This window comes from Fluviispira multicolorata (genome assembly GCF_009208585.1).
Taxonomy (GTDB): domain Bacteria; phylum Bdellovibrionota_B; class Oligoflexia; order Silvanigrellales; family Silvanigrellaceae; genus Silvanigrella; species Silvanigrella multicolorata.
In genome coordinates this window covers 217,055-242,876 of record NZ_WFLN01000005.1, presented here as the reverse complement: position 1 = coordinate 242,876, position 25,822 = coordinate 217,055, and the positions used below count along the sequence as shown (strand labels likewise).

Below are 25,822 nucleotides of genomic sequence, written 5' to 3'. Positions count from 1 at the left end.
TATCAATCAGAAAATAAATGTTATGAGTGATAAAAAAAGAGCGAAGTATAGAATTAGTTTATGGGATTTAATCAAACGATGGCGTCACAAAAATGTTCATTCTGTCAATTATTCTACAAAAGAATGTATTTATAAGAAGCTATTTATTTAATTTTGACAAAAATTGAGAACAGAGAATAAATAAAAGAGTTACGGTTGAAAGTATAATTACAGCAAGAAAAACAAATTTTGAATCTTCAATAAATAGAGCATGACTCAAATTATTTTTCATTAGGATAGAGCCATAGGCAAAAAGGAATAATAAGAATGCCTGAGATGTAACTAAATATTTTTTATGAGACACTCTTGCTATTATAGAAAGAGCAACAGGGAAGGCAACAAAATTAAAAAGCATATCAAATGAATAATATAAACTCGGTATAATTGGCGAAACTATTCCAAACTTTCTAACAAATAAATTAGCAATAAAAAAGAAAATCAAAAATAAAATTATCAAATAAGAATAAACATATTTATTCTTATTTTTTCTTATTTTATAGAGAAAAAATGTGAATAAAAATATCCCTATAAAAACAATGCTCCAAAACAATGCAGAAGAAGGAGCTGGAAATATTTTCGAGGATAAAGTAACAGAAATTCCTATAAGAAAACATAATAAAAAACAAGAAAAATATAAAAATTTGCTTTTCTGAACAAGTTTTTTTTCTTCTGTTTGGAGAGAAATTTTCTTATGAAAAACTCCAATAACTATAAAATAAACTAGCAATAAGAAGGCAGAAAATAGAAAGTTATTATATAAGGAAGTTGAAAACTTCATTACAAAAAAAGAAGCTATGTATGCCGATGAGATAGATGAAATATTCACAACAACAATAAAAATAATATAAAGAATATCTAAAAGAAAGAAATTATTTGGTATAACTCGAGAGACAAGTGCACTCATAGAAGGTTTAACAAGCGATGATCCCAAGGCACACAATGCAAATGAAAAATAAATAATATTTGTATTTATATAAAATGAAAGAAAAGCAAAAATATAACCGAAGAATAAAAGTGCCCCCCCGTAAGATGTCGCCCTTTGCATTCCGATTTTTCGATCCACAATAGGTGATAAAATAAGGGGTAAAATAAGAAGAGAAATTGAGAATATTCCTGCTGTTTTATATGAAATTTCTTGTGAAATTCCAAGCCCTCCACTGGAAAGTGGAGTCATCATATAAATAATGAAAATAAAGGATACAAAAAAATAAGCAAACCTCTCCAATGCTTCTGCAAGCATCAGCAAAAAAATCGGAGAATAATTATATTTTATCATCCCATAGTTCTTTCCACGTGAATTATTCCGTCCACAGCTTCTATTTTTTGATGAATATCTTTAAGTTGATGAATATCAGCAAGCTCAAGTTTTAATAAAATTATAGCTCTTTTTTGTGGATTCGTAAAACATTCCATCCCTCCAATATTTATCTGTGATGAGGAAACAACCTTAGTGATTGCAGCTAAAATTCCTGGTTTGTCATGAGCTGTGATACGAACACGTACATTGTGTGCACCTGCAGTTACAACATTCCAAGTACAATCCACCCGACGGGCAGGATCATTTGATAAAGCCCAAGAACAATTGGCTGCATGAACTGTAACACCTCGACTTCGCGAAACAAATCCAACAATAGGTTGCCCTGGAAGCGGTTCACAGCAGCGTGCCATTCTCACTATGATACCAGTCATTCCTTGCACACGAACAGCATCTTCACTGTCAGTTTTTTTCTTACTTTGTCTTATCTTAAGAGTTTCTTGTGCCGTTTGTACTTCTAATAGCTCTTGTTGAATTGTTTTACTTGGTTCTGTCAAAGCCTCACTCTTGGTTACTGGAAGAGCATGAAATAGTTTTTGCGCAACTGTTTTTGCATCGAGTTTTCCATAACCTATTTGTAAGATGAGATCTTCAAATCCACCAACACTAAAATATTTATTAATGTCTTGAAAAACTCCCATTTTTTGTAATTTTTCAAAACTTGATCCAGCTTTTGTAAGTTCTTCTTCAAGGATTTCTTGCCCAAGTTGTTTAGCATGTGTACGTTCTTCACTGCGCAACCATGCACGTATTTTATTGCGAGCTTTTGTGGTATTTGTAAAATTTAACCAGTCTTTTGTAGCACGTATTTTATTTCCAACAAGCAGCTCAATTACGTCGCCACTGTGCAAGCGAGTTCGCAATGTTGCAATACGTCCGTTAATTTTTGCGCCCGTAGTTCTTAGACCTAAATCTGTATGAATTGCAAAAGCAAAATCAAGACAGGTTGATCCTTTCCTCAATTCAAACACATCTCCTTTCGGAGAAAAAACATAAACTTCTTCATCAAAGAGATCGACTTTTACAGCCTCAAGAAATTCATCTGGATCAGAAAGTTCTTTTTGATGACGTACAATCTGCTTTAACCATTTAAATTTTTCGAAATCTACGGGGTTTAAATTATTTTCTCCAGTGTCTTTTCTGCGTTCTTTATAAGCCCAATGTGCAGCAATTCCGTTTTCAGCAATATTGTGCATTTGAGCAGTTCGAATTTGTACTTCGAGCAATTCACCTTTGGCAGAAACTATTGTTGTATGCAAACTCTGATATAAGTTTGCTTTAGGCATTGCAATAAAATCTTTAAAACGCCCTGGAACAGGTCGATAAATATTATGAATAATCCCTAAGGTTTCGTAACATTCATTAGGGGAATCAACGATAACTCTTAAAGCAAAGAGGTCATAAATATCTTCAAACTCCATTTGCTTATCAGACATTTTTCTATAAATAGAGTAAAAATGTTTTGCTCTCCCATAAACTTTTGCATGAATTCCTGCTTCAGAAAGTTTTAAAGCCAAATGCTCACGAGCTGTGTCTATGATTTTGTCTCTTTCGGTTTTCTTTTGCGCCACTCGAGCGATTAAGCTATAATAAACTGATGGCTTGAGTTCTCTTAAACAAAGATCTTCGAGTTCTGCTTTTATTTTATACATACCGAGGCGACCCGCCAAAGGTGCATAAATTTCAAGAGTTTCTTCAGCAATTCTCTGTCTTTTTTCAAGACTCAACGCCCGAAGAGTTCTCATATTATGTGTTCTATCTGCCAATTTTACTATAATGACGCGAATGTCACGAGACATTGCAACAATCATTTTTCTAAAATTTTCAGCCATCTTTTCTTGAGAGGAGCGAAATTGAACTTTTGCTAATTTCGTCAAACCTTCAACTAAAGTTGCAACAGCTTCGCCAAATTCATGAGAAACTTCTTCTACCGAGACATGAGTGTCTTCAACAACATCATGTAAAATTGCAGCAACCAATGAGGTTTCATCAATTTTAAATTCCGCGAGTATTTCTGCTACAGCGAGAGGATGAATGATATAGGGTTCACCACTTTTTCTTCTTTGGCCAGCATGTAAATTATGAGCAAATTTAAATGCTTTAAAAAGAATTGGCTCTGAAGCAGGAGCTAAATAGGACATGCATTTTTCTTTGAGAGAAAGGTAGGCATCATGTGCTATTTTCTCTATATCTTCATTGGGAGTTCTCAATGATTCTGAATCAGGTGCTTCAGGTTGATTTGGTGGTGTCTTAGTATTTTCAGATCCCATGCAGAAAAAACTCCCTTAGTGCAATAAAATGCTTGGAATATGCAACAATTTGCATAATAGATTTTGCACAAAGACAAGCTTTTTGTAAAGAAAAGGAGAATTTTTTGATAGCAAATTTTATTTTTCATTTTATATTTGCAATATTTGCTGTTTGGGCTGGTGTCGCTTGGTTTATTCTACACAACAGATATCAATCATTAAGAGAAAATTTAATTCCCTCTTTATGCCTTCAAAATATAAATATAACTCAAAATAGAAGTTTATTTATTAGAGCAATTAGAACATTAGAACAAGAATTATTTCATTCCTTTAAAATCAAATTCTCCATCGATATCAATAGCTTTAATACAAAAAAAGAGTCACACACTTTGTTACTTTCTTTAAGTTCATTAATTAATCCAAAATCATTAGGCCAAGAAATTTTCTTTGAATATAATCATCAGATTTTAAGTGCAAATGAATTTATAAAATCAATTACTTCGCAAAATAAATTAAAAAAGATACATATATCATACAAAGAAAACACTGAAAATAGTAAATTTAATTGGCTAGTGGAGAATATAAATGTTTAATAAAATAACTTTTATCGTGTTAATTTTAGTATTTTTTCAAGCGAGAGCAAAATCAGTTGAAAAGATTAAGCAAGATATTCCTATTAAAGAGCAAATTACTCCTGAGCAAAAAGTCACAAAATTATGTAATGAATACGAAACAAATAAAAACATAAAGTACCAGAAGGAATTTATTGAGAAAATAAAAAATGAAGTTCTTCTTGATGACAAGGTAAGAGCTCAATTTGCAAAAGATTTGGTTCAAAAAAAAATTAAAGGATGCGAAAGTGCATTACGAGAATACGTAACAAATATGCTGTCTTTAAAAGACTACGAACCACAATTAGGGGAACAAGGGTTTTTATCACTTGCTTTAATGGCAAAAATTCCCGAAGCATATAAAGTGATTGAAACTGAAATTGACAAAGGATTTTTAAGTAGTTGGATAGATATTCTTAAAGAATCTGATGATAAAGCTTATATGCAATCTTTAAGTAACTGGGCTTTTAAAGTTGGCAAAGCCATTCGTGAAATAGACAAAGCTTCCTTAGTTGAAAGTTCAGAATATGGAAAAATAAAAAATGAAAATATCGAACTTAAAAATCCAGATCAGATACGGATTTGGACTCCTATTTTAATGAACAGATATTTAATTGAAAATGTCAAAAGAAAAAATAAACTAAATGAGGATGAATTAGCTAATTTAAATATAATATATGCAGCATCAACTCCATCTTATAAAGAAATTTTTGGAGATGAAATAGCCAAAATTGCTAAGAATAATATTGGAGCATGGATTAGAAGTTTTCGCAAGGAACCAGTTTGGGCGCAGTTTCGTTTATTTCAATTGATGGAAAAAATTGGAGGAGGTGATATTAAACGTGAAATTATCTGGATTTCAAATTATCATGAGAGCATAAAAATGCGAGCTATCGCAGTGGGAACATTAGATAAACTCGCATTAAAACATAGATAAAAATTATAAAGTAACACCTGCACTTACAAAGTCGAGAAACCTAACAATTCCTATTCCATTTCCATCACTGTCAATCACAGGTAACAAATTAAATGGTGGATTTTTAGAATTCATAAGTTGGAAAACTTCAAGTGCTAATAATCCAGGACGGACAGAAGTAGGGTTCTTATTCATAATATCATTTGCTGTTAATTCAAAAACTTTAGGCCCAAAGTTTTCCATAGCTTTTCGCAAATCTTTCTCAGAAATAAGTCCTAAAAACTTTCCCTTTTCTAAAACAAGCACTGCTGCTTTTGAGAACTTTGTAAAAGTTGAAATAACAGCTTGGAAGGAATCATTTTCTGTTACAATTGGCAGCTCATCACCTTGAATCATAAGAGAATCAGCCTTTAAAAAGATTCTCTTGCCAATCGCACCACCTGGGTGATTTCGGGCATAATCATCAATAGGATAATTACGCATTTCCACTGTTGCCGCCACTAACAGTTGACACAAGGCCAATGAAGTCACAGTACTTGTAATTGGTGCTTGCGATAATGGACAAAACTCTTCAACAGAAGGAATAGGAAGAAGATATTGAGTGAGCTTTGCTAAGGGTGAATCTTCTTTTGAAGTTAGAGCATATGTGCTTACATTTCTATCATCAAGCCCAGGTAAAAGCTGTAATAACTCAGCACTTCTACCATTATTAGAAATAAGAACGACTGTGTCTTTTTTTCCTACAACTCCTAAATCTCCATGCAAAGCTTCGGTCGGATGCACAAAACGAGCTAAAACTCCTACGCTCACGAGCATAGAGACAGCTAACTGAGCAACCAACGCTGATTTACCAACAGCAATGAAGAATACCTGTTTATTTGCTTTTTCAACTGTTGCACATTGAACAAGTTCATTTACAAGCTGCATAAAATTTTTATTATAAGTCTCATTTTCATTAAGCGATTGTGCATACCAATGAATAGCGCTCGAAATATGTTCCGCCCTTTTCATGGCATTTTCAATAATAACATTATGCATAAATTTAAACCTTATTTTGTCTCATAATTAAATAAGAGCGGATTCTTCTTTTGGAGGCATTTCAGGCGGATTTTTATCGAGTAAAATAAAATTATTTTGATGCATAGCCATCCAGAAATTAGGATCGGGCATGACACCCACTTCAAACTGTGTTTCTTGAAACAATTCATTATTATTGCGCATAGAATCACGAATTTTTAAACAAAAGTTTTGCACAGCTTCTTGATTTTCTTCAACTCCAGAAATTCTTAAAAATACAGTTCTTACCCAACCTGAGTCCTGAGGAGCATTTGGAGGAAGAATAGCGCCTAAGGCTGCTGCCTCTACTTTTTCAATGGAAGAAAGGATATGAAAAGTGTGTTGTTTTTGTTCATCGCTAAAGACATCTTGAGGGAACGCAAGTTGCATTCCATCTTGCTGCTGCTGTTGAGTCTCTTGTTCAGGACTCACATTAACTTGTACTGGACTTCTTTGCGATTGCGGAACAATCCCCATTGCAAGTTGTCTATAATCAACCTTATTTAAAACAGCAAAAGGTGCGCTGCCTGGATTTATGACAATCACTTCTGCCGGACTGGGTTCAAGAAGTTTAAAAACATCTTGTCCACGAATGGAAACATACTGTCCTCCATCCACACGCCAACGCCTTGCAGCAATTGCACTTGTAAATGCGGCTGCAAATTGAATACCTTGCGCATTGGAAAGAATTGCAACATTGACTTCAGGCTTCCCATCTGCAGTAGTTTGTTCAGAAGTTTCATTAGAGTTCGTATCCGCAAGCGCTAATAAAAGATCTGAAAATAGTAATTCTTGATAAACTTTTGCTCTCGTTTCAGGAGAATCATTACGTGCATTTTCAAGCATTGCTCCTTCAAGATGCACAGCAGGCTGAGGTTCAGCAGGTTGCGAAGGTTGTGGTGAAGACACTTCGTCGTTATTTTCAGTTGGATTTACATTGGATTGAGCTGATTTTTGTGTTTGATCTTTTTTTCCAAACAGATTTTTTAATACCATAATAAATTCCTTTAAGAGTGTCTTAGACAACAAAACATAAACATGCTACGAGTCCCTCAATTTAGCAAGGGTTCCCCTTAACGGTAACGCCTTTTTTTTGCCTTTTTCCAGAGATCATTCCATTGATCAAGAGTCAGTTTTTTAGCTGATTCTTCATCAAGTGGCGTCTTATTCTCTAACATAATATTTTCCATTTCATCGAATCGATTTATAAATTTTTGAAATGATGCTCTAGCAATCAAATCAAAATCAATTGACGAGGCTTCATTTCTTGTTTCTTTAATAAAGTTAACAAGATTGCAAAGAGCATAAACCACGTCTCCTATTTCATCAATTACTTTTTCTAATTGGAATTCATTATGAACTAATTCATCCTCAAGTTCTTTAACTTCTAAAATGACATCTTGAAATATCTCATTTATTGTTTGCCAACTAAAACCTAATTTCCAAGCACTTTTTGATATTTCAGTCCCAAAATTTAATGTCGGTAAAGAATTTTTCTTAATCGCTTTTTTTAAAAGTGATACTTTTTTAGGATATTTAATATCTCCATTTTTTTCTTTTTCTGATTCTTTTATTTTCTCCCAAAGTGTTACTACATCATTTGAATTTTCAACATTATAATTTCCTTTTTGAAAGACATGTGGATGTCTCGATATCATTTTATGATTGATATTTTCAAATACATCTTTAATATTAAAATAATTATTTTCATGAGCAATTTGAGAATTTAAAAAAATTTGCAAAAGAACATCACCCAATTCTGAACAAAAATGATTTAAATCTTTAGCACTATTTATTTGACTTTTTTCTAAAATATTTTGTGATGAGGCAACAGCTTCATAAGCTTCTTCTATCATATAGGTTCTTAATGAAGAAAAAGTTTGCTCTTTATCCCATGGACAACCCTCTTCTGATCTTAACTTTGCAATAGTATCTGCAAAATTTAAAGCGGAACGAGCTAAAGCGTAGCGCTCTGCTAAATTTTCTTTATTATAAAAATTTTCAGATTGAGGAGCTTTTAGTTTTTTTTTTCTGAAAATGAAATCAATGAAGGGTCGTAAAAATGGGGGGCTTCGAATCCTGCAAGTTCTAACACGGTTGCTGCAATATTTGAAAGCCCTGCATTTGCAAAATTATCTTTAAGTTTAATATTTTTTTCAAGAGCCTCTTCGTTAAATATTGCAAAAGGCACAGGCGAAAGTGTATGACTTGTTTTCACTTTTGCTACACCATTTTTATCTTTAACTACTTTTTTAGTTTTCTTATCGAGTTCAAACATCTCATCTGCATTGCCATGATCTGCTGTAACTATTAATATTGTATTTGTTTCTTTAGCTGCCTTCATAATTCGACCCAATGCTAAGTCAACTGCTGCCACTGAAAGCACTGCTGCTGCGAAATCACCAGAATGACCGACCATATCACCATTGGCAAAATTAATACGCCCAATTTCAAATGAGTTTTCATACATTTGTTTAATTGTTACATCAGCAATTTCTGCAGACTTCATCCAAGGTCTTTCTTGAAATGGAAAAAGATCCGATGTGATTTCAATATAATTCTCTAGACTTGGATCAAATTTTCCGCTGCGATTGCCATTCCAAAAATAAGTAACATGCCCATATTTTTGTGTTTCACTGCAAGCAAACTGCTTTACTCCCGCTGAACTTAATAACTCTGTCATTGTTTGATCAATTGCCGGAGGTTGGACTAAAAATATTTCAGGTAGTTTGAGATCTCCATCATATTGCATCATTCCAGCATAATGGACTTTTGGAAATCTTTTTCTTTGAAAGGGTGTAAAATTATCTTCTGTTAATGCACGGGTGATTTCTATTGCTCGATCGCCCCTAAAATTAAAAAAGATAAAACTATCATTATCTTCAACAACACCTAATGGAACTCCATCTTTTACTAAAACAAAAGGAGGCAAGTCTTGATCGTAATAATTTTTTTCTGAACGTAGAACTTCAACCGCTTCAAGTAAGGAAGTAAAATAACGTGCATCACCCAATACATGAGCATTATATCCGCGTTCTACAATGCTCCAATCGCTTTCATAACGATCCATAGTTACAAATGTACGTCCTCCCCCCGAAGCAACCAAACATTCAAATTCATTTGAATTTACTTTATTTAAAAATTGATTAAGCTTTTCGATATACTCTGTTGCAGTTAAAGGTCCGACATCACGCCCATCTAATAAAAGATGCAAACAAACTTTCTTAATACCTTCTTTCTTTGCTCCAATAATTAATGCAAAAAGATGATCAATATGACTATGAACATTTCCATCAGAAAAGAGACCACATAAATGCAGTGCTTTAGAACCATTTTTTAATTCTTCACGCGCAACTGTACATTTCCATGCATTGCCAGCAAACAAGCCGCCTGACTCAATTGCAGTGTTCACGAGTTTTGCTCCTTGAGTGAACACACGTCCTGCACCCAAAGCATTATGACCCACTTCACTATTGCCCATATCATCGTCCGTTGGTAAACCAACGGATGTTCCATGCGCTTTGATGGTACGAAACAATGAACTTGAAATAAGTTGATTTAAATGAGGAGTATAAGCAGCATTTACAGCATTTCCTAATGAAAAGGCTTCAGAAGGGAGAATGCCCTGATTTTTTGAAAGCTCAGCTGTTATATTTGAGTTTGGATTGGTAAAGCCCACTCCGTCCATAACAATTGTGAGTATTTTTAAATTATTTTGTGGTTTAGAAATACGCTTTAATTTAAAAGAATTTGAAAGACTCATAATATACTTCTCCAAAGTTTTCCTTCGTTTTAATTTGCGAAGGGCTGTGCTAATCTACTCATGCTTATGCGTTTGGTCAATTTTAGTAAAGAAATAGAGGCGAGTCATGACTAAAAAAATTTCAAAAAAAAATTTCAATCCTATTTTATATTTTATATTAACTTATCTTTTCCTCTATACTTTTCAAGTAAATGCTACCAATGAGTCATTTTATCAAGATAAAAGATCAATTGAAAACTCTGCAGTCAAAATCACGGATGTAGTAAAATTTCAAATTCACCGTGACAATAATTTAACTGAAAATAATATTAATATTCTATTAAAAACAAAAAATAACTTTAAAATATATGAAGATAAATTAAAATTTAATATTGTGCCTAAAAATAGCTTTCCATATGAAATATCATATACTCCCAATAAACCATCCATCGAATATAAAGATCCATTTTATAAAAAAAATAAAAGAATTTTTCAATCTGGCACTCTATTTACATTAAAAAATTATAGAGCATTTTCGCACAACGATAAAATTGAAATAGAAGTGCAATCTTGCTCAAGTTCAATATGCCTTGTCCCAACAAAGCTCATATTACCTCTCAGTGGAAATGGATTTGCCCAAGAGATTAAAGATGATCTTTATTTTGAGCCGCAAAATAATAAAGCAACTCATTATTCTGAAAAATCAAACAATAATCAAAATGAAAATGTCGTTCAGAATCAGGAAATTTCAAATAAAATTACAAATATGCATGATAGCCTTGCACTAAAAATTCAACAAGCTTTAGGTTTTGGCAGCTTTATACTTTTCCCTGCATTATTTTTAGCAGGCTTACTAATGAATTTAACTCCATGTGTTTACCCTATGATACCTATTACTTTAAATGTCTTAAGCCAGTTTGGAACAAAAAAATCGCAAAATAAAAAATTTCATTCCATCACTTTGCCTGCAATTTATGTCTTTGGAATGGTTATGACTTATTCATTATTAGGTGTTTTTGCAGGAATGTCAGGAAACATCTTTGGCTCCCAACTTGCAAACCCTATTGTGAATTTTATTATAGCATTTATTATGTTTGCCCTCGGTCTTTCCATGCTTGGTTTTTTTAATTTAAGTTTTCTGCAAAATATTGCTCATAAAATTCCTCTTGCCGATAAATACCCTCGTATTGCAGTAGGAACTATGGGAGCTGTTTCTGGATTTATTTCAGCGCCTTGTACAGGACCCGTGCTCAGCATGATCCTCGTTTTAGTTGCTCAAAATAAAAATCCTATCACCGGTTTTACCTACATGTTCTTTTTTGCAGTTGGATTTGGACTTCCTTATTTAATATTAGGAATTTTTGGACAGAAAATCTCTAAACTTCCCCGCTTTCCTAAGCTTATAAACTTTACAAAAATATTTTTTGCATCACTTATGTTTGCTTTATCTATTTATTATTTAAGAAATTTTCTGCAAAATATAACTATTCTGCAAAATTTATTTTATAAACCAAATTTTTTAAATATTATTATTTTAATTTTGCTCTCACTTGTTTTTTGTTTATTATTCATAAAAATAAATATTATTGGAAAACTATCTAAAATTGGCTTGATAATATGTTGCTCAATTTTAGCCTTATGGTTGACTTTAGCAACTACAAGCAGTTTTATTTTAAATAATAATTCTTCTGAAAGAGTGGACACACAAATTGATTCTTCCATCCATTGGATTAAAAATTTTGACGACGCTAAAAAACTCGCAATTAAAACTAAAAAACCTATTATTTTTGATGTTTGGGCAGAGTGGTGCACAGCTTGTCTTGAAATGAAAAAAACAACTTGGCATAATAAAGAATTAGTTGATCTAATTAATACCCATTTTATTGCTGTTCAATTAAACTATACCGACAGCCCTTCTGATCTTCAAATTCTAATCAATCGCTGGGGAATTGTTGGCTTACCGGCTTTTGGATTTTTTAATAGCACTGCATCCTTTAACGAAACTCCTGATGTTTTATATCAAGGAATTGTTTCAACCCAAAAAATTATAGAAACAGCAAACCGCATTTCTAACAATAAACATTTATAGAAAGAGATATATGTCTAATAATTTGTTTTCTTGGTTTCAATTAACTTTAAGTGGACTTGGCGTACTTGGACTATTTTTACTTTTTTTTGCAATTATAGCTCTGATTGTTTTAAAAAAGAATAAATTAAATAATAACGTTAAAATTAATATTAAAAATATAAATGAAAATTTTAAAGCAAACAAAGAAAAAATATTAAATGAAATATTAACTTCCGAAGAGTTAAAAGCAATTGAAAAAAAAGAAAAAGAAGAGAATAAGGCAAAAAAGAAAACAGATAAAAAATCTCCGATAACCGAAAAACCAAAAAGAATTTTTGTTCTCGACTTTAACGGAGATGTTGCCGCAAGCGCCGTTACAGCTTTTCGCGAACAAGTCACGGCACTATTACAAGCGGCAAGACCAATTGATGAGATCATTGTTAGACTCGAAAGCCCTGGTGGTATGGTGCATTCCTATGGCTTAGCCTCCTCTCAACTTGCCCGCATTCGCGAACATAATATTCCTTTAACAATCTGCGTTGATAAAGTTGCAGCCAGCGGTGGATATATGATGGCATGTTTAGCTGATAAAATAATAGCTGCTCCATTTGCAATTATCGGATCAATTGGAGTGGTTGCAAGCTTGCCAAATTTAAATAAATTGTTACGTAAAAATGATATTGATTATCTCGAAATGACCGCTGGAGAATACAAAAGAACCGTCACACCACTTGGAGAAATTACCGAAAAAGGTAAAGCAAAATTCCAAGAGCAACTTGAAGACACTCATGAACTCTTTAAAAATCATATTAAAAAATACAGAGCAAGCTTAGACATGAGTGTTGTTGCGACTGGAGAATATTGGTATGGCACACAGGCGTTGGAATTAAATTTAGTTGATGAAATTAAAACAAGCGATGACTATCTCCTTGAAGCAAGTCAGAAGTATGACATTTTTCATATTTTTACTCCAAAAAAAGAATCTTTCAAAGATAAACTAACAGGAACAGCAGCTGCACTGATATCATTATTGATCGATAAAAATCTTTCTAAGAGCCAACAAAAATATCCCCTTTTAATGTAACTGGAGAATGAATGACTAATTTAACCCTTATGGAGTCAGAGACACAAGAATCAGCTTCCATAATAGAAAACCAATTAAAGTCAAATTTGGATATTTTTGCAGATATCGTTAAAAGATTAAAAAAAGATCCTCCTCCCTTTATCGGTACAATTGCACGCGGAAGCTCCGATCATGCAGCTGCATTCGCAAAATATGCTTTTGAAACTCATGTGGGCATTCTCACCGCAACTATATCTCCTTCAATTCATACACTTTATAAATCAAAATTAAATTATAAAAACAGTCTTATTATAAGTATTTCTCAGTCAGGAAAAAGTGAAGATCTTATAGAAAGTCTTTCATATGCAAGAAAACACGGCGCTGTAACCTTATCTTTTGTAAATGAAGAACATTCTCCGCTTGCAAAAGAAAGTGAATACAATATTCCTCTTCTTGCAGGAAAAGAAAACTCTGTTGCAGCCACCAAAAGCTACATTGCTTCACTTTCTAGAATAATCCAATTTATTGCTGAGTGGACTTTTCATGGCGAATTAAAACAATATCTTCATGATTTACCTATAATATTAAATACAAAAAAAGATGTTTCTTTAAGTTCAGCTATTGATATTTTAAAAGGTGAACAAAATGTCTTAGTACTAGGTCGAGGTTTTGGATTTCCAATCGCTCTTGAATCTGCTTTGAAACTTAAAGAAACCTGTGGACTCCATGCCGAAGCCTTTAGCGGTGCCGAAATTTTACATGGCCCATTTGAGTTGATTCAAAAAAACTGTCCCGTAATTATATATCTGCAAAAAGATGCGACTTATAGCAGTATGTTAAAACTTATTGAAAAAATCGATGAAAAAAATGCGCAAATGATTCTTATTGGTGCTCAAAATATCTTAAATTTAGATGATTTAAAATTAAAGAAAAATCCTATTCTCATACCAACCCAAAACTCAGTTCACCCACTGTGTGATTGTATTTCACTCATTAACACCTTTTATCCCTTTGCCGCAAAATTAGCTCTCAGCAAAGGAAGAAATCCAGACAAACCAGAAAATTTAAATAAGGTTACAAGCACAGTATGATTATCTTTTTACTTAAATAAGTTTTCTAATAAAAAAAGGCAAGGAATAATCCTTGCCTTTTTTTATTAGAGTTTAAATAATGAATTAAAGCGCAATAGTTCCTACTAAATAAAACAAACTGGCCGTTTTCTGATTAAGAGCGCCATCTGTTCCAGCATAAATCTCTTTATCTGCGTTTGACATAATATAGTCAAGCTCTAAAGAATACACACCTTGCGTATATCCAGCGGCAATATTAATCATATTTACATCAACGCTCTGATTCGAAAACGCAGTGACTCCTGAACCTCCGCCATTAGAAAAATTTTGGCCTGAAACCATTAGGTAACCGAGTCCATATGTTAGGTAATCTCCACTTACTAATAAACTATTGAGTCCAAATAAATTTGAATTACCCGTCACACCCAAGCCAATTGTTGTCGCAGTGTAGGAGTCATCAGTCGCTCCATTGGCATAGGTAATATCGTTCGTCACAATTGAACCTGTACTGGATTGAGTTTTTCCAATTGAAACTTGCTGGAACCAAACACCGCCCTTGAGTTCGTTGCTTTTAAAATTATAACCAACCGAGGCTTCAATATTACTTGTGTCTGTAGAGGTATAAGTACTTGCTCCTGAAGTTAAAACTGCATTAGGTTGACTGCTATACAAAGCCCGTACTTCAACTACCCCATCTGCAGCCTTCACATTTGCTCCTACTTGAGCAGCAATAGCACGCGATCCTGACTTTGATTGGGAATTATAAGTGGCATCACCAACACCTTTAGAATTTGTTCCAAAGGGAGAAGTTTGTGAAGTTGTTCCTGTACTACCACCAGCAAGGACTGCAACTGGGAAGTTATTATAATAACCAACCTGAGCATCAACGCCTCCAAAATCAAAATTGCCTTTATACTTTAAGGCAATACCATCTTGGCTATTGGCAGCAGAAATATTATCAATATTTGTCGCAACTAAGTTAGAAAAACCATCAGGTGCATAAACAATAGAAGAAACATTGTGATCACGACCAATTATAAATGCAAGTGTTGCAGGATCCGATTTAACTAACTCAAGACCTACATTTGCTCTGCGCACAATAAATAATTCTTGTTGTCCATTTGATGTTGAAGCACTGGCAGTTGCACTCGAAGCATCTGTAGCAGAGCCCCCTTGAAATTCGATCACTCCATAAACATTTTTATATTTATAATTTAGTCCAGTACGAGCAGTCGTCGTAAAAATATCCATTTGATTTTTACGGAAGGTATCATAGAAATCGTAACGTGTTTGTAACTTTAAACGAAACGAAAAATTCGACATATCTGTAGGACTTTGCCCAAATGCAAGAACTGGAACCGAAAGAAGAGAAACAAGCGAAATCGTTTTGAGAAAGCTTTTCATGTAAATCCTCCAATAAGGTAACACTAAAAAACAAATCACCACTTCAACGAAAAAACTATGTAACTTTAATTCTTTGGGTATCATATTTGAGGCAAGATCAGAGTGCAAGAGGAAGCAGCACAAATTAATTAAATATTTGTGCTACTTGCTCCAAAATCGCGGCCGGCTTGTTGATTGAATTCATTTTCACGTGCAATATTAATCTGACGATTTACAACATTTAGAGTATAAACAAGTAAAACGGCTTTAAAACTTTGCCATGTTTGAACATCTAATTGAATAAGTAAATTATCATCAAAATACATTTCAGTATTTGTAAGAATTGTTTCAATAGCAGAAAAAACTTGTTCAAATGAACTTGCAGTTGCAAGATCGACAAGATCGTCTTTACTACGGATTGTTTGGGCGAGACGGTGCGCGTTTGCTCTAATAAGTTCTACTGATTCACTATTTAGTATCATAAAAAGAAACCTCCATGTTCAACACATGACATTGTATCTACCAGAATTCATGCGGGCAAGAAGGCTTCCGATTTTTTTTTAGTTTCTTTAAGTCTGGTAATTATTTTGACGTTTTAATTATAAAGAAGGATGTCAAACCAAATAAGAAACAAGCAAAAAACAAAGCTAGAACATAAATCGGAGTTCTTTGTGGCACAATTCCTTTTATTTCAAATGAAGGATAAGGTGATTGGTCATTACCAACACGGATCAATTGTCTTGCTTGCTGCGTATCCTGTGACTTCACATCAGCTTTATTTCCAAAAGGATCTGCCCCTACAAATGATTTATAATCTTCGGGAATTTGTAAAATACGAGGAGGCCAAACATTAAAGTTATCACTCACTATTGAAAATAAATTTCTAATAGTTCCAACATATTCAGGCATAATAAATATTGAAAAACCAGGTAAGATTTTTAAATCATTTGCTAACCACTCAACACTTCCATTAAAAGCAGATAGAGAAAACTCTGCGCTCAATTGATTTAAACCCATTGTTAATGGGAATTTTAGTATAGGAGAACTGTGTTCACTCTTCTCAAAGACAATATTTTCATTGCCATTTATTTTTAATTCTTGAAAGTTTTTAGGTAATGGAATTTGTATTTTAGCTTCTTTTTCTTGATGTATATTTGAGAACATTCCCACATAATATACATATAGTTTACCTTGTAGTGGCATTAAAATAAATTGATTCACAGAAGGAATCCAGTGACTTGACCCAGGCAAAATAGTGGGAGGAGGAATGACGACATCACTGGGAGCAGTTACCTTATCTTGATTAAAATGACTGCTATTCTCACTCTCAAATGCAAATGTAGAAGAAAAGAGAAAAAAGCTAAATAAAATAAAGAAACAACAAATTAAACAAGAAAAAGAAGTGGATCCTTTTTCTGAAATATTTCTTTTTTCAATAGGCTCTTCTAAAGATTTTGGCTGCCAAGACAAACTTGCTTTTTGTAAACGACTGCAGATTGCAACAACTCCTTTAAGAGCATCTTCATTACTATATTCATTAATAGTTTTATTTAAACTTTTCCCATATATTAATTTTTGAAAAAGAGCATCACGAAGCTGAATTATTTTAAGAAGTTCTTCAGAGTTATTAAAACCTTCAAAGGACGTATTTAAAATATCTTTACTCCGATTAGAAAGCAATGGAGACAAAACAAAAATACAAAGGAAAAGTGAAAAAACAAAGCAGATAATTAATGTTAATATCATGACTTCACCTCTGCCTTTTTTTTCTGAATAAATAAATGTATTTCTTCAAAAAGTGCAATATTTTCTTTTTCTTGATTTTTTCTGGACCTGCGAATGGCCATAAATATAAATACAGGTCCCAATATAAATCCAATTATAGGAACAGCCCATATAACAAGCCCTAAAGTTGAGTTGGCATCGGGTTCACGTAATATCCAAGTACCATAAGACTCTTTAAAGTATTTTATAATTTCTGGTTTATTTTTTCCTTCGAGCAATTGCTTTTCTATTTCTGTACGCATTGCAATACTTTGCAGTGTTCCGCTTTCTAAAATACTAACTCCTTGGCAAGTTGGGCATCGCAGTTCCTTAGCAACATCTTCCATTAAAGGATTTAACTGAGTTGGTTTAACATCCTCAGCATGGGATACACCTGAAATCCCAAATAAAGTAACAACTATAGCACATAAGATTAAAAGCGTAGAAACCAACTTAGATGCAAACTGCGTATTAAGAGGGGAGCGTTCAATGGATTCACTTAAGAGATCTTCTAATGAGTCTTGATTCCCAAGCACATTACCAAATTCATCAACTTCAAGACTTCTCTTTTTATTTCTATGCGTTAAGGACAAGATAGCGCCTAAAACCATAATAACGAGACTAGTCCAAACAAACTTAACAGTTGGATTAAAACTCATTTTCAAAGAAATAGATTGATTATTTACATCAAAAGAAGCAAGAACAATATAAAGATCATGCCAAAAAGTTGAGTGAATTCCTATTTCATTAAACCACTGCTCATTATTAGTGAATTTACTGCGCATAGGATTTATTATGGTTACTTCACCTGATTTCTCATCTTTTGATTTAACATTTGCAACTATATATTGCGCATTATAATTTCGGTTGTAATTGAGACCTTCATTCGAAATTGTATAACCATTAAAATGGGTGGATTGATTTAAATCTAAATTTGCTTCTGCAGAAATTCCCCTATAGTTCCCAGCAAAGCCAGCAATTGCAAATAAAAAACCAATATGAATAATCAATGCTCCCAAATAAGGTCGATTGTACTTTAATAAAATTCTTCCGTTCCAACGCAATATTTTTAATTTATAGATAAGATCCATGATCAAAATTCCACAAGTCCAAATCACTAACAGAAAAATAAATGAACTTTTAAAATCGAAATTTTTTTGAATAGCAAGACTTATTGTTATAGCAGTAGACCAAATAAATGGAAAAAGAAGACAAGCAATGGGATCTTCAATCTTACCATTTTTCCAACGCATAAGATTGCCAACACCTAATAACGAAACTAAACACAATCCAATCCACGGGGCAAAAGCATTAAAAAAAGGTTGTTGAATTGAAATTTTAATTCCACGAGTGGCTTCGACAATAAGAGGTAAAAGAGTGCCAATAAAAACTAAGGCCAATAAAAAAAGTAAAAAGAAATTTGTAAACAACAAAGCACTTTCTTTAGAAACTCTCCATTCATTGGACTTGGCTGCACCTTGTATACGATTGCCTCTGGTGAAAACCAACGCAATAGAAACAGAGACTAAAAAACAGACCCATAATAAATAAGCAGGTCCAATGTTACTTTCAGCAAATGAGTGAACACTACTTATAACACCAGAACGGGTGATAAATGTACCTTGAAAAGTTAAAGAATATGATAACATAAATAAAAACAACATCATACGAGGCAAGCGCCCACTTTTATCCGTTACTAATAATGTGTGAATTCCTGCTGTCAAAGCGAGCCAAGGCATAAAAGAACTATTTTCTACAGGATCCCATGCCCAATAACCTGCCCACCCCAGTTCGACATAAGCCCACTTACCACCTAAAAATATTGCGATAGACAAGACAGCCCAAGCCAATAAAGACCATTTTCTGACTGTAGATAACCACTCTGTCGTAAAGCCACCCCGCACAAGCGCAGCAAACGAATAGGCAAATGGAACAATAAGTAAACAATAACCAGTAAATAGCATAGGAGGATGAATAGCCATATACGGATTTTGTAAAAGAGCATTCATACCTTCACCAAATTTACCCACAGGAAACATTCGAGTGAGTGGAGCGGAGAAGGTAACTGTCAGAAACAGCATAAAAGAAAGTGAACAACCATATGCCACACATAATGCAGGATATAATGAAATATTACTCTTCTTAACTGTTACCAATGATAAAGTAACAATCAAACTCATTAATAAAGTCCATAACAAATGACTCCCTTCGAGGGCACTCCAAAATGAAGTAAAAAGATAGAGAGGTGGCATGTCGACTGAAGAGTGTTCATAGACATATTTTACAGAGAAATCATGAAAAAATATTGAATTCCACATGACAAATGAAGATAAAAGCACACAAATAAAAACGGCTATAAGAGCATTTCGTGCACTGGAAACAACGCCAATATTAGGTCTAAATAAAGAATAAAGCCCCATTATCATGCCATATAGAGCAAGACACAAGCCAAAGCATAAAGAATAAAAACCAACTTCAACCATGTTTCACCATTTTACTCTAGGGGGTAATGAACAAAATATTGCTTCGTGATTTCCTCCAGTCATCAAACCGAAGCGTGTGCCACGATCATAAACCAAATTAAATTCAGCATAACGCCCACGCCAATAAAGATGTTTCTCAGCTAATTCCTCATCATAAGGTAATTCTATTCTACGTGAAAGAATTTCTGCATAAGCTTTGGCTGCATATTGACCAACATCAAGTAATAAAGAGAAGTCATGTTCATTTTCGATTTTAACAAAATCAAAAAATATCCCCCCAACACCTCTCGCTTCTTTTCGATGTGGAATATAAAAGTATTCATCCGCCCATTTTTTATATTTTTCATAATTTGCAATATTTGAATTTCTTTCGCAAACTTTTTTCATTGCATCGTGGAATAATACCGTATCTTCTTCAAAATTATGCATGGGAGTGAGATCTGCGCCACCAGCTATCCAAGTTGTTACTTTGTTACCATCTTTAACTTGAATGCAACGAATATTTAAATGCATAATGGGTGCATAAGGATTGCGAGGATGTGATATCAGAGAAACGCCCGTAGCGGAAAAAGGTTTTCCTGCATTTTCTCCTTCAAGAGCCGGATAACTTGGTCCCCAAACGCAACTCATATTAACTGCGGATTTTTCGAGATGATTGGCACGAATGACTGTCATTATGCCACCTCCCTCTAAATTTCTTTCAGGATTGTGTTCCTGCGCCAGCCAGCTTTTTGCAGAACAAGCTTCAATTCCTTCAATTGTATTAAAAGATAACTTACAAATATTTCTTACATATAGCAAAGTATGTAATAAATTATTTGAAAATGCAGATTCGCCATTTTTTTGAGATGATATTTTCCACACGGGATCAAGAAACTGTTGATCACACAAATTATTATTCTTAAGGTCAGCAAAAGACACTATGGGGTTATTCTCTTGAAATCTTTTAGCTCTTTCAAAAAGTTCATTTTGCACCGAGTTCTCTCCTTGAATGAAGGAATGCTAATTTGACAGCACCAAAAAGAGAGATACACCTGAAATCGTTTCAATTGCAATTGACAATAAAAATCAAAATACAAAAACAATCTTAAATTTTATATTTTTTTCTTTTTGCATCAATTGCATTTCGACTGATCCCTAACCCAGTATGAGCTTTTGCAATACTGTCATGACGTTTTATTGCGTTGATTAAGATTTGCTTTTCAATTTCGTCGAGTAGATGGTTTAATGATTGATCCGTATGAAAAGCTTGTTGAAGCAAATTTAACAATTCTAATTCATTTTGAGAATTCTCGTTTGGGTTTATAAGTTCATTTACGCAAGCAAATATCTTTTTTCCGGATAAAGATTTAGTTGCATTCTCATTTGGCAACTGTAAATGATGAATATTAAGATCTTCTTCATGAAGTTGAGAATTGATTATCATTCTTTGTAAAACACGAAAAAGTTGTCTAATATTGCCTTTCCAAAAGCAATTTTTACATTTATAGGCAATTTGGTTGATGAGTTCTTCGTTTACAAAAAGCCCCTCTTTTTTAAAAAAAACCGAAATAAATATAGAAATATCATCCAAACGATCACGTAGAGGATCGAGAGTTAACTCTGCGCCACTAATTCTATACTTAAAATCGGCAAGCATTCGCCCTGCTTCGACTTCTTCATCAAGATCCTTAGTTGTTGCAACAATTAATTGAAAATATGTATGAATAATACGCATGTCGCCAACACGACTGTAACTCCCATCGTTTAAGACACGTAAAAGTTTACGTTGAGTAGGAATATCAAGACTTTGTACTTCATCTAAAAATAAAATCCCATTATTTGCAGCGGCAACATAACCATTTGTCGTTTCGTTTGCGCCTGTAAAAGCGCCTTTTTTATGTCCAAATAACAATGAATTTGTAAGATCATTGTCCAACAGTGGACAATTTACAATCACAAAAGGTATCATACCTTCAATTTCAACTCTTTTTTTATGAAGTATTTTTGCAAACTCTTCTTTACCTGTGCCCGTTTCTCCATACAATACAAGTGGGATTTTTTTATTTTTAGCAACACCACTTAAAAATTTATCTTGTTTTGAAGAAATTATAACGCCATTTTTATATATTTTATACAAATTATTATTTGAAAATTGATTTAAAAATACAGATAAAGAATCATCATTTTGAGATGCTATCTTCTTTTGCGATGCTAATTTTATATAAATTCCAATTTCATCAGCGCTTGTTATTGGCTTTCTTAAAAAATGAGTCGTACCAAGGGCAAATGCTCTTTCAAAAATAGCTCGATCCATGTCATGAGACATAGTCAAAACAGTGAGTTGAGGTTGAGTTTCTAAAGCATACTGAATAATTTCAAAGCCAAATTCACCAATCTCACTGTCTTTATTTGCAGATAAATGTATGTCGGTTAATAAAAAATCAAAACCTTTTATAGAGAGCAATTGCTTGGCTTCGTCTGAAGTAGAAGCCCCATAGGCAATCAGTCCGCATGTTTTGGCAAGCGAAATATATGTTTCGAGTTCATCCTGACAGTCTTCAACAATAAGTATACTAAGCTCTTCAAATTTCATACAGTTAGCACCATTAATTTTTTTTTAGTTGCAGTATTTTTTGTAAGATTTTATTCTTATTTTGATTACTGTTATGTAAAATAACTGAAACACCAAATGAGAGAGCAGTTTCTATAAGATCAGAGGCTGTATCTGTGTAAATACAAAAACATTGACTTAAATCGACCTCTTCACCAGAGTCGATTGAATATATACATTTTATATCTTTTGGCCAATCCAATTTCTTAAATTCGGCAAGTAGCAAAGAATTTTCGATTAAAAGAAATAAAATATTTCTCTCTCTCAAATTATTTGGAAGATTTTTTTTAACAAAGTGAGCCTGCTCAAGTTCAATCATTTTAATTTGACATGAGTTATTATTTATAACTCTTGGTAAAATAAGAGTAAAGTAAGTAAGATGATTCATGCGAGTGTAAGTTAAACTTCCACCAGACAGTTCGGCAACAAACTTTGCATACGTTAGGCCCAATCCTGTTCCATCGTTGAAATTAAATGAACTTCTCCATTGAAATAACTTATCTATAAAATGCTCGGGAACCCCGTCTCCATCGTCTATAATACGAATTACAAAATTATTTAAATGGTCTAGTTTCCATTCAATTTCACAATAACTATAGCAGTAATCTACGGCATTTTTAAGTAAATTTTGCAAACAACGTTCAAGCTTTTGATGATCGCAATATATTTGAGGTGTTTCGACTGCAGGTTTAATATTAATAGTTACATTTTTCTTTTTTGCATAATAAAAAATACTTCCCATGGATTCTTCAAAATTTATGGACTGTTTCGTTAAGTTCAATATTTTTTCACGATTTGGATCGCGTAAACTTTCAATGATTGAAAATATTTTTGCAAGTGAAATCTTTGATTGATATATAATATTTTCTGAATAATTATGTTTTCGATTATACAATAACTCGTCAAATACATAAAGAGAGCTTTTGATATCATGTATTATTTGGGCCACTGATTTACCAATTTTAATATCTTGATGATGCTTTTGTAATGATTCTCTCATTTGTGCACGATCTTGTTCAGTACTTTCTATTTTTTTCAATGCTTTATACAAGACAAGTCTGAAAGATTTTATATGATTAAACTCAAACCCTTCATTCTTTTTAAACATATGTGAGTTTATTTTATATACATTTATTTTTTTTATAAACTTAAATACTGAATAAATAGAAAAAACACAGAGTAACGCACTAAAACAAAAGAAAAAAACTATTGAATTCATATCGAGAGAAAGTTTTGTATGGGAAAACTCTTTTGCTGCTTTGATAAATTTATTGCTATCATAGCCAATTAACATCACTAAATCTGTATTAGGAATTGACTTTGTACCCAGCAAAAGAGTCGATACTGGAAATAAATTTGTATTTTTTAAATTTTTTATTTTTAATTTTTTAATTTTTTGATAATCAATAAGATAAGAATCATCAATTTCAAGATTATAAAAAAATGGTTCTTGATTGTATGATGTGGCGAGTAGTTTTTGTTTTTTATCATAAAAAGCAGTATAAAAGACATTTTTAGAATTATTATTTAACTCTAAGATCTCCTTTATAAATGGATCATTTATATTTTTTATGCTTTTAATATAAATACCAAAAAGTATACTACGCTGTTCAAAGGCCTTAATTATAAGAGCTTGTTCACAATATTTAAAAAAATAAGCAGTTCTATACTTTTTAGAAAAAATAAACATAGTTAACATTAATAAATATAATAATATAATCCAAAAAATAACAGATCTAAAAATTCTTTTAAAATACTTTTTCTTTAAATATGACAGATAAAATTGCCAATTAAAAGGATTTTTTTTAATATTATTGAGACTTTTATTAAAGAAATTCATTATCTACCTAATTATTAAGCATTTGCATAGTCATATGCTTGCATTTTATTGTGACAGAAAAGAATTACGCTTTGTAAAACTTTACATAGCAAGAAATATATTGACATTTAGACTCATGCAAGAGAATTTTATAGTTTTTTAATCTAAATTTTAACTTTTATTTTCAAAAACAATATCATATATTTGAACAGTTTACTTTATAATCTCAAACAGATATTTTTTTGCATTACTTACTAATCTCACTTGATAAATAGAAAAATAAAATATAACATACACAGCAATATGTATGGTAATCATAAAAAAAACGTACATATTTTTAAAATATAACTATATATCTGAATTCGCTTAGAAATTTATGGAGAACCCATTGGCTCTATTATATTCACGCCCCAAAAAATTCTTTTGTATTATTTCATCACTCCTTTATTTAAGCCTCAATTTATTTATATTTATCCCAGCCTATTCGCAAGATGAAAGCAATATTGATAAAATAAATTCATCTGCAGAAAACGCAAAGAACCTAAAAGATAATGCAGAAAAATTTACTGAGCTCGGTTCTGATCTCAAAAATAGCATTCCAAAAACAGAAATGTCCGTTCCACACGACACCAAACTTCCGCCACCTCCTGGAAGTTTTTTGGATCGCTTTTTTGGACGAACTATTAGCATTCAAGTGCAAATACAAAAAGATTCAAATGAAAACAGTGCTATTTTAACTGAGTTGGTATTTATCCAAGATCCTGATTTGTATAAAAAAGCTGCTGGCTTTTCTATGAGAGATTGGTTTAGCAATTCTCCTGATGTTTTAAATATAAAAAAATCAAATGAAGTTTTTATTTCTCGTTTTGAATTCACCCCTGAATTCAATCAAACTCAATATTTTCTAACTATAAAACGTAATACTCTCGGAGCACTTCTATTTACGAGATTACTAAATAACTTAGATACTTATCCTCCTTATATAAACCCTTATAAAAATTTAAAACTTAGTTTTTTCTACAATGGCTTTGATTTTAAGCAAAATCAGGAGGAATGAATGTATATAGATGCCCAACAAATTCCTATAGACAAAGAAATCTACATACAACAAAATTTGATTTCTACTTCAAATCAAAAACTAAATTCTGACAATATAGACATACTTGTTAACCAAGAACTTGCCCTTAAAAAAATAAATGGAAATTTTTATTTTCCCTTAACCACCGAGCTCTCTCTCGCTCTCAATCACAATATCCAGACATCAATCACCTGTAGTTATCTTATACAAAGTTTTAAACTGAATAATAGCGACGGGAGCACATCCAAAATTAATAATTTTTGGTATTGCGGAAATTCATTTGCATATGTTCCTATGGCAAGTTCTATTTTTCACCCGAAATTAAAAATCTTTGGAGGAGCTGGAAACGCTTATGGAACACAAAATAATACTGACACTTCAAACCAAACCGTTAGTCTTTTATTCTGGACCCTAAAACCTTCTATAGCTCTTGAAGTCAATCTTTTTCAAAATTTTAACTTTTCTCTCGGATCAGCCTATCAGTTTGTATTCTCAAATAGCTCCAAAGATTTACAAAAACAAGTTTCTGGAGTTGAAGCAAATATTTCTTTTTCTTTGAATTTTAAGTAAATA

General features: G+C 32.6%; 20 protein-coding genes. 7 read left to right on the top strand and 13 right to left on the bottom strand.

Annotation, left to right across the window (positions count from 1 at the left end; translation table 11 throughout):
- Positions 1 to 139: 139 nt before the first annotated feature.
- Positions 140 to 1,315 carry an MFS transporter gene (locus GCL57_RS04625; protein WP_152212110.1) on the bottom strand — a complete coding sequence of 392 codons (1,176 nt, stop codon included), beginning with the start codon at positions 1,313 to 1,315 and terminating at the stop codon, positions 140 to 142.
- A complete protein-coding gene (locus GCL57_RS04620; RefSeq protein ID WP_152212109.1) occupies positions 1,312 to 3,624 on the bottom strand; it encodes a RelA/SpoT family protein in 2,313 nt (770 codons plus the stop codon). The genes GCL57_RS04625 and GCL57_RS04620 overlap by 4 nt, the downstream gene beginning before the upstream one ends.
- A gap of 104 nt (positions 3,625 to 3,728) precedes the next feature.
- Here GCL57_RS04620 and GCL57_RS04615 point away from each other — a divergent pair, with 104 nt between their 5' ends.
- Both GCL57_RS04615 and GCL57_RS04610 read left to right on the top strand, forming a co-directional pair.
- The gene (locus GCL57_RS04615; protein WP_152212108.1) at positions 3,729 to 4,196 is read left to right on the top strand and encodes a hypothetical protein; all 468 of its coding nucleotides are present in this window, start codon (positions 3,729 to 3,731) and stop codon (positions 4,194 to 4,196) included.
- Positions 4,189 to 5,151: a hypothetical protein gene (locus GCL57_RS04610; RefSeq protein WP_152212107.1), complete on the top strand. Its 963-nt coding sequence runs from the start codon at positions 4,189 to 4,191 to the stop codon at positions 5,149 to 5,151. Before GCL57_RS04615 ends, GCL57_RS04610 begins: the two co-directional genes overlap by 8 nt.
- A gap of 3 nt (positions 5,152 to 5,154) precedes the next feature.
- Here the strand turns inward: GCL57_RS04610 and GCL57_RS04605 are convergent, their stop codons facing one another.
- The 4 genes from GCL57_RS04605 to gpmI all read right to left on the bottom strand — a co-directional run bounded on the left by GCL57_RS04605 (position 5,155) and on the right by gpmI (position 9,949).
- Entirely contained in the window at positions 5,155 to 6,168 is a 1,014-nt protein-coding gene (locus tag GCL57_RS04605; RefSeq protein ID WP_152212106.1) for an SIS domain-containing protein, read from the bottom strand.
- Positions 6,169 to 6,195: 27 nt separating this feature from the next.
- Complete coding sequence (locus tag GCL57_RS04600) at positions 6,196 to 7,182, bottom strand: SseB family protein (RefSeq protein WP_152212105.1); 987 nt, start codon at positions 7,180 to 7,182, stop codon at positions 6,196 to 6,198.
- Positions 7,183 to 7,259: 77 nt separating this feature from the next.
- The gene (locus GCL57_RS04595) at positions 7,260 to 8,114 is read right to left on the bottom strand and encodes a MazG family protein (protein WP_246164806.1); all 855 of its coding nucleotides are present in this window, start codon (positions 8,112 to 8,114) and stop codon (positions 7,260 to 7,262) included.
- Between the two features lie 89 nt (positions 8,115 to 8,203).
- The gene (gene gpmI / locus GCL57_RS04590) at positions 8,204 to 9,949 is read right to left on the bottom strand and encodes a 2,3-bisphosphoglycerate-independent phosphoglycerate mutase (protein WP_152212103.1); all 1,746 of its coding nucleotides are present in this window, start codon (positions 9,947 to 9,949) and stop codon (positions 8,204 to 8,206) included.
- A 106-nt stretch (positions 9,950 to 10,055) separates the two neighbouring features.
- Here gpmI and GCL57_RS04585 point away from each other — a divergent pair, with 106 nt between their 5' ends.
- From GCL57_RS04585 to GCL57_RS04575, 3 genes are read left to right on the top strand one after another with little or no spacing between them, the layout of a single operon-like run.
- Complete coding sequence (locus GCL57_RS04585; RefSeq protein WP_152212102.1) at positions 10,056 to 12,017, top strand: protein-disulfide reductase DsbD family protein; 1,962 nt, start codon at positions 10,056 to 10,058, stop codon at positions 12,015 to 12,017.
- Positions 12,018 to 12,027: 10 nt separating this feature from the next.
- A complete protein-coding gene (sohB, locus tag GCL57_RS04580; protein WP_152212101.1) occupies positions 12,028 to 13,080 on the top strand; it encodes a protease SohB in 1,053 nt (350 codons plus the stop codon).
- A gap of 11 nt (positions 13,081 to 13,091) precedes the next feature.
- Positions 13,092 to 14,150: an SIS domain-containing protein gene (locus GCL57_RS04575; protein ID WP_152212100.1), complete on the top strand. Its 1,059-nt coding sequence runs from the start codon at positions 13,092 to 13,094 to the stop codon at positions 14,148 to 14,150.
- An 84-nt stretch (positions 14,151 to 14,234) separates the two neighbouring features.
- Here GCL57_RS04575 and GCL57_RS04570 read toward each other — a convergent pair whose 3' ends face one another.
- The 7 genes from GCL57_RS04570 to GCL57_RS04540 form a co-directional block, all read right to left on the bottom strand.
- Positions 14,235 to 15,533 carry a hypothetical protein gene (locus tag GCL57_RS04570; protein WP_152212099.1) on the bottom strand — a complete coding sequence of 433 codons (1,299 nt, stop codon included), beginning with the start codon at positions 15,531 to 15,533 and terminating at the stop codon, positions 14,235 to 14,237.
- A gap of 128 nt (positions 15,534 to 15,661) precedes the next feature.
- Positions 15,662 to 15,994, bottom strand: a complete 333-nt coding sequence (locus GCL57_RS04565) for a hypothetical protein (protein ID WP_152212098.1) — start codon at positions 15,992 to 15,994, stop codon at positions 15,662 to 15,664.
- 100 nt (positions 15,995 to 16,094) lie between these two features.
- Positions 16,095 to 17,258 (bottom strand): hypothetical protein, encoded by a 1,164-nt coding sequence (locus GCL57_RS04560; protein WP_152212097.1) that lies wholly within the window; start codon positions 17,256 to 17,258, stop codon positions 16,095 to 16,097.
- A complete protein-coding gene (locus GCL57_RS04555) occupies positions 17,255 to 19,759 on the bottom strand; it encodes a cytochrome c-type biogenesis CcmF C-terminal domain-containing protein (RefSeq protein WP_152212096.1) in 2,505 nt (834 codons plus the stop codon). The genes GCL57_RS04560 and GCL57_RS04555 overlap by 4 nt, the downstream gene beginning before the upstream one ends.
- Positions 19,760 to 19,762: 3 nt before the next feature.
- Positions 19,763 to 20,734 carry a coproporphyrinogen III oxidase gene (locus GCL57_RS04550; RefSeq protein WP_161597595.1) on the bottom strand — a complete coding sequence of 324 codons (972 nt, stop codon included), beginning with the start codon at positions 20,732 to 20,734 and terminating at the stop codon, positions 19,763 to 19,765.
- Positions 20,735 to 20,846: 112 nt separating this feature from the next.
- On the bottom strand, positions 20,847 to 22,334 hold the full coding sequence (locus tag GCL57_RS04545) for a sigma-54-dependent transcriptional regulator (RefSeq protein WP_152212094.1): 1,488 nt from the start codon (positions 22,332 to 22,334) through the stop codon (positions 20,847 to 20,849).
- 13 nt (positions 22,335 to 22,347) lie between these two features.
- Positions 22,348 to 24,042, bottom strand: coding sequence for a sensor histidine kinase (locus tag GCL57_RS04540; RefSeq protein WP_161597594.1), 1,695 nt, complete (start codon positions 24,040 to 24,042; stop codon positions 22,348 to 22,350).
- Between the two features lie 517 nt (positions 24,043 to 24,559).
- Between GCL57_RS04540 and GCL57_RS04535 the strand changes: the two genes are divergently transcribed.
- Positions 24,560 to 25,228: a hypothetical protein gene (locus tag GCL57_RS04535; protein WP_152212092.1), complete on the top strand. Its 669-nt coding sequence runs from the start codon at positions 24,560 to 24,562 to the stop codon at positions 25,226 to 25,228.
- Positions 25,229 to 25,819, top strand: coding sequence for a hypothetical protein (locus GCL57_RS04530; protein ID WP_152212091.1), 591 nt, complete (start codon positions 25,229 to 25,231; stop codon positions 25,817 to 25,819).
- Positions 25,820 to 25,822 lie beyond the last annotated feature (3 nt).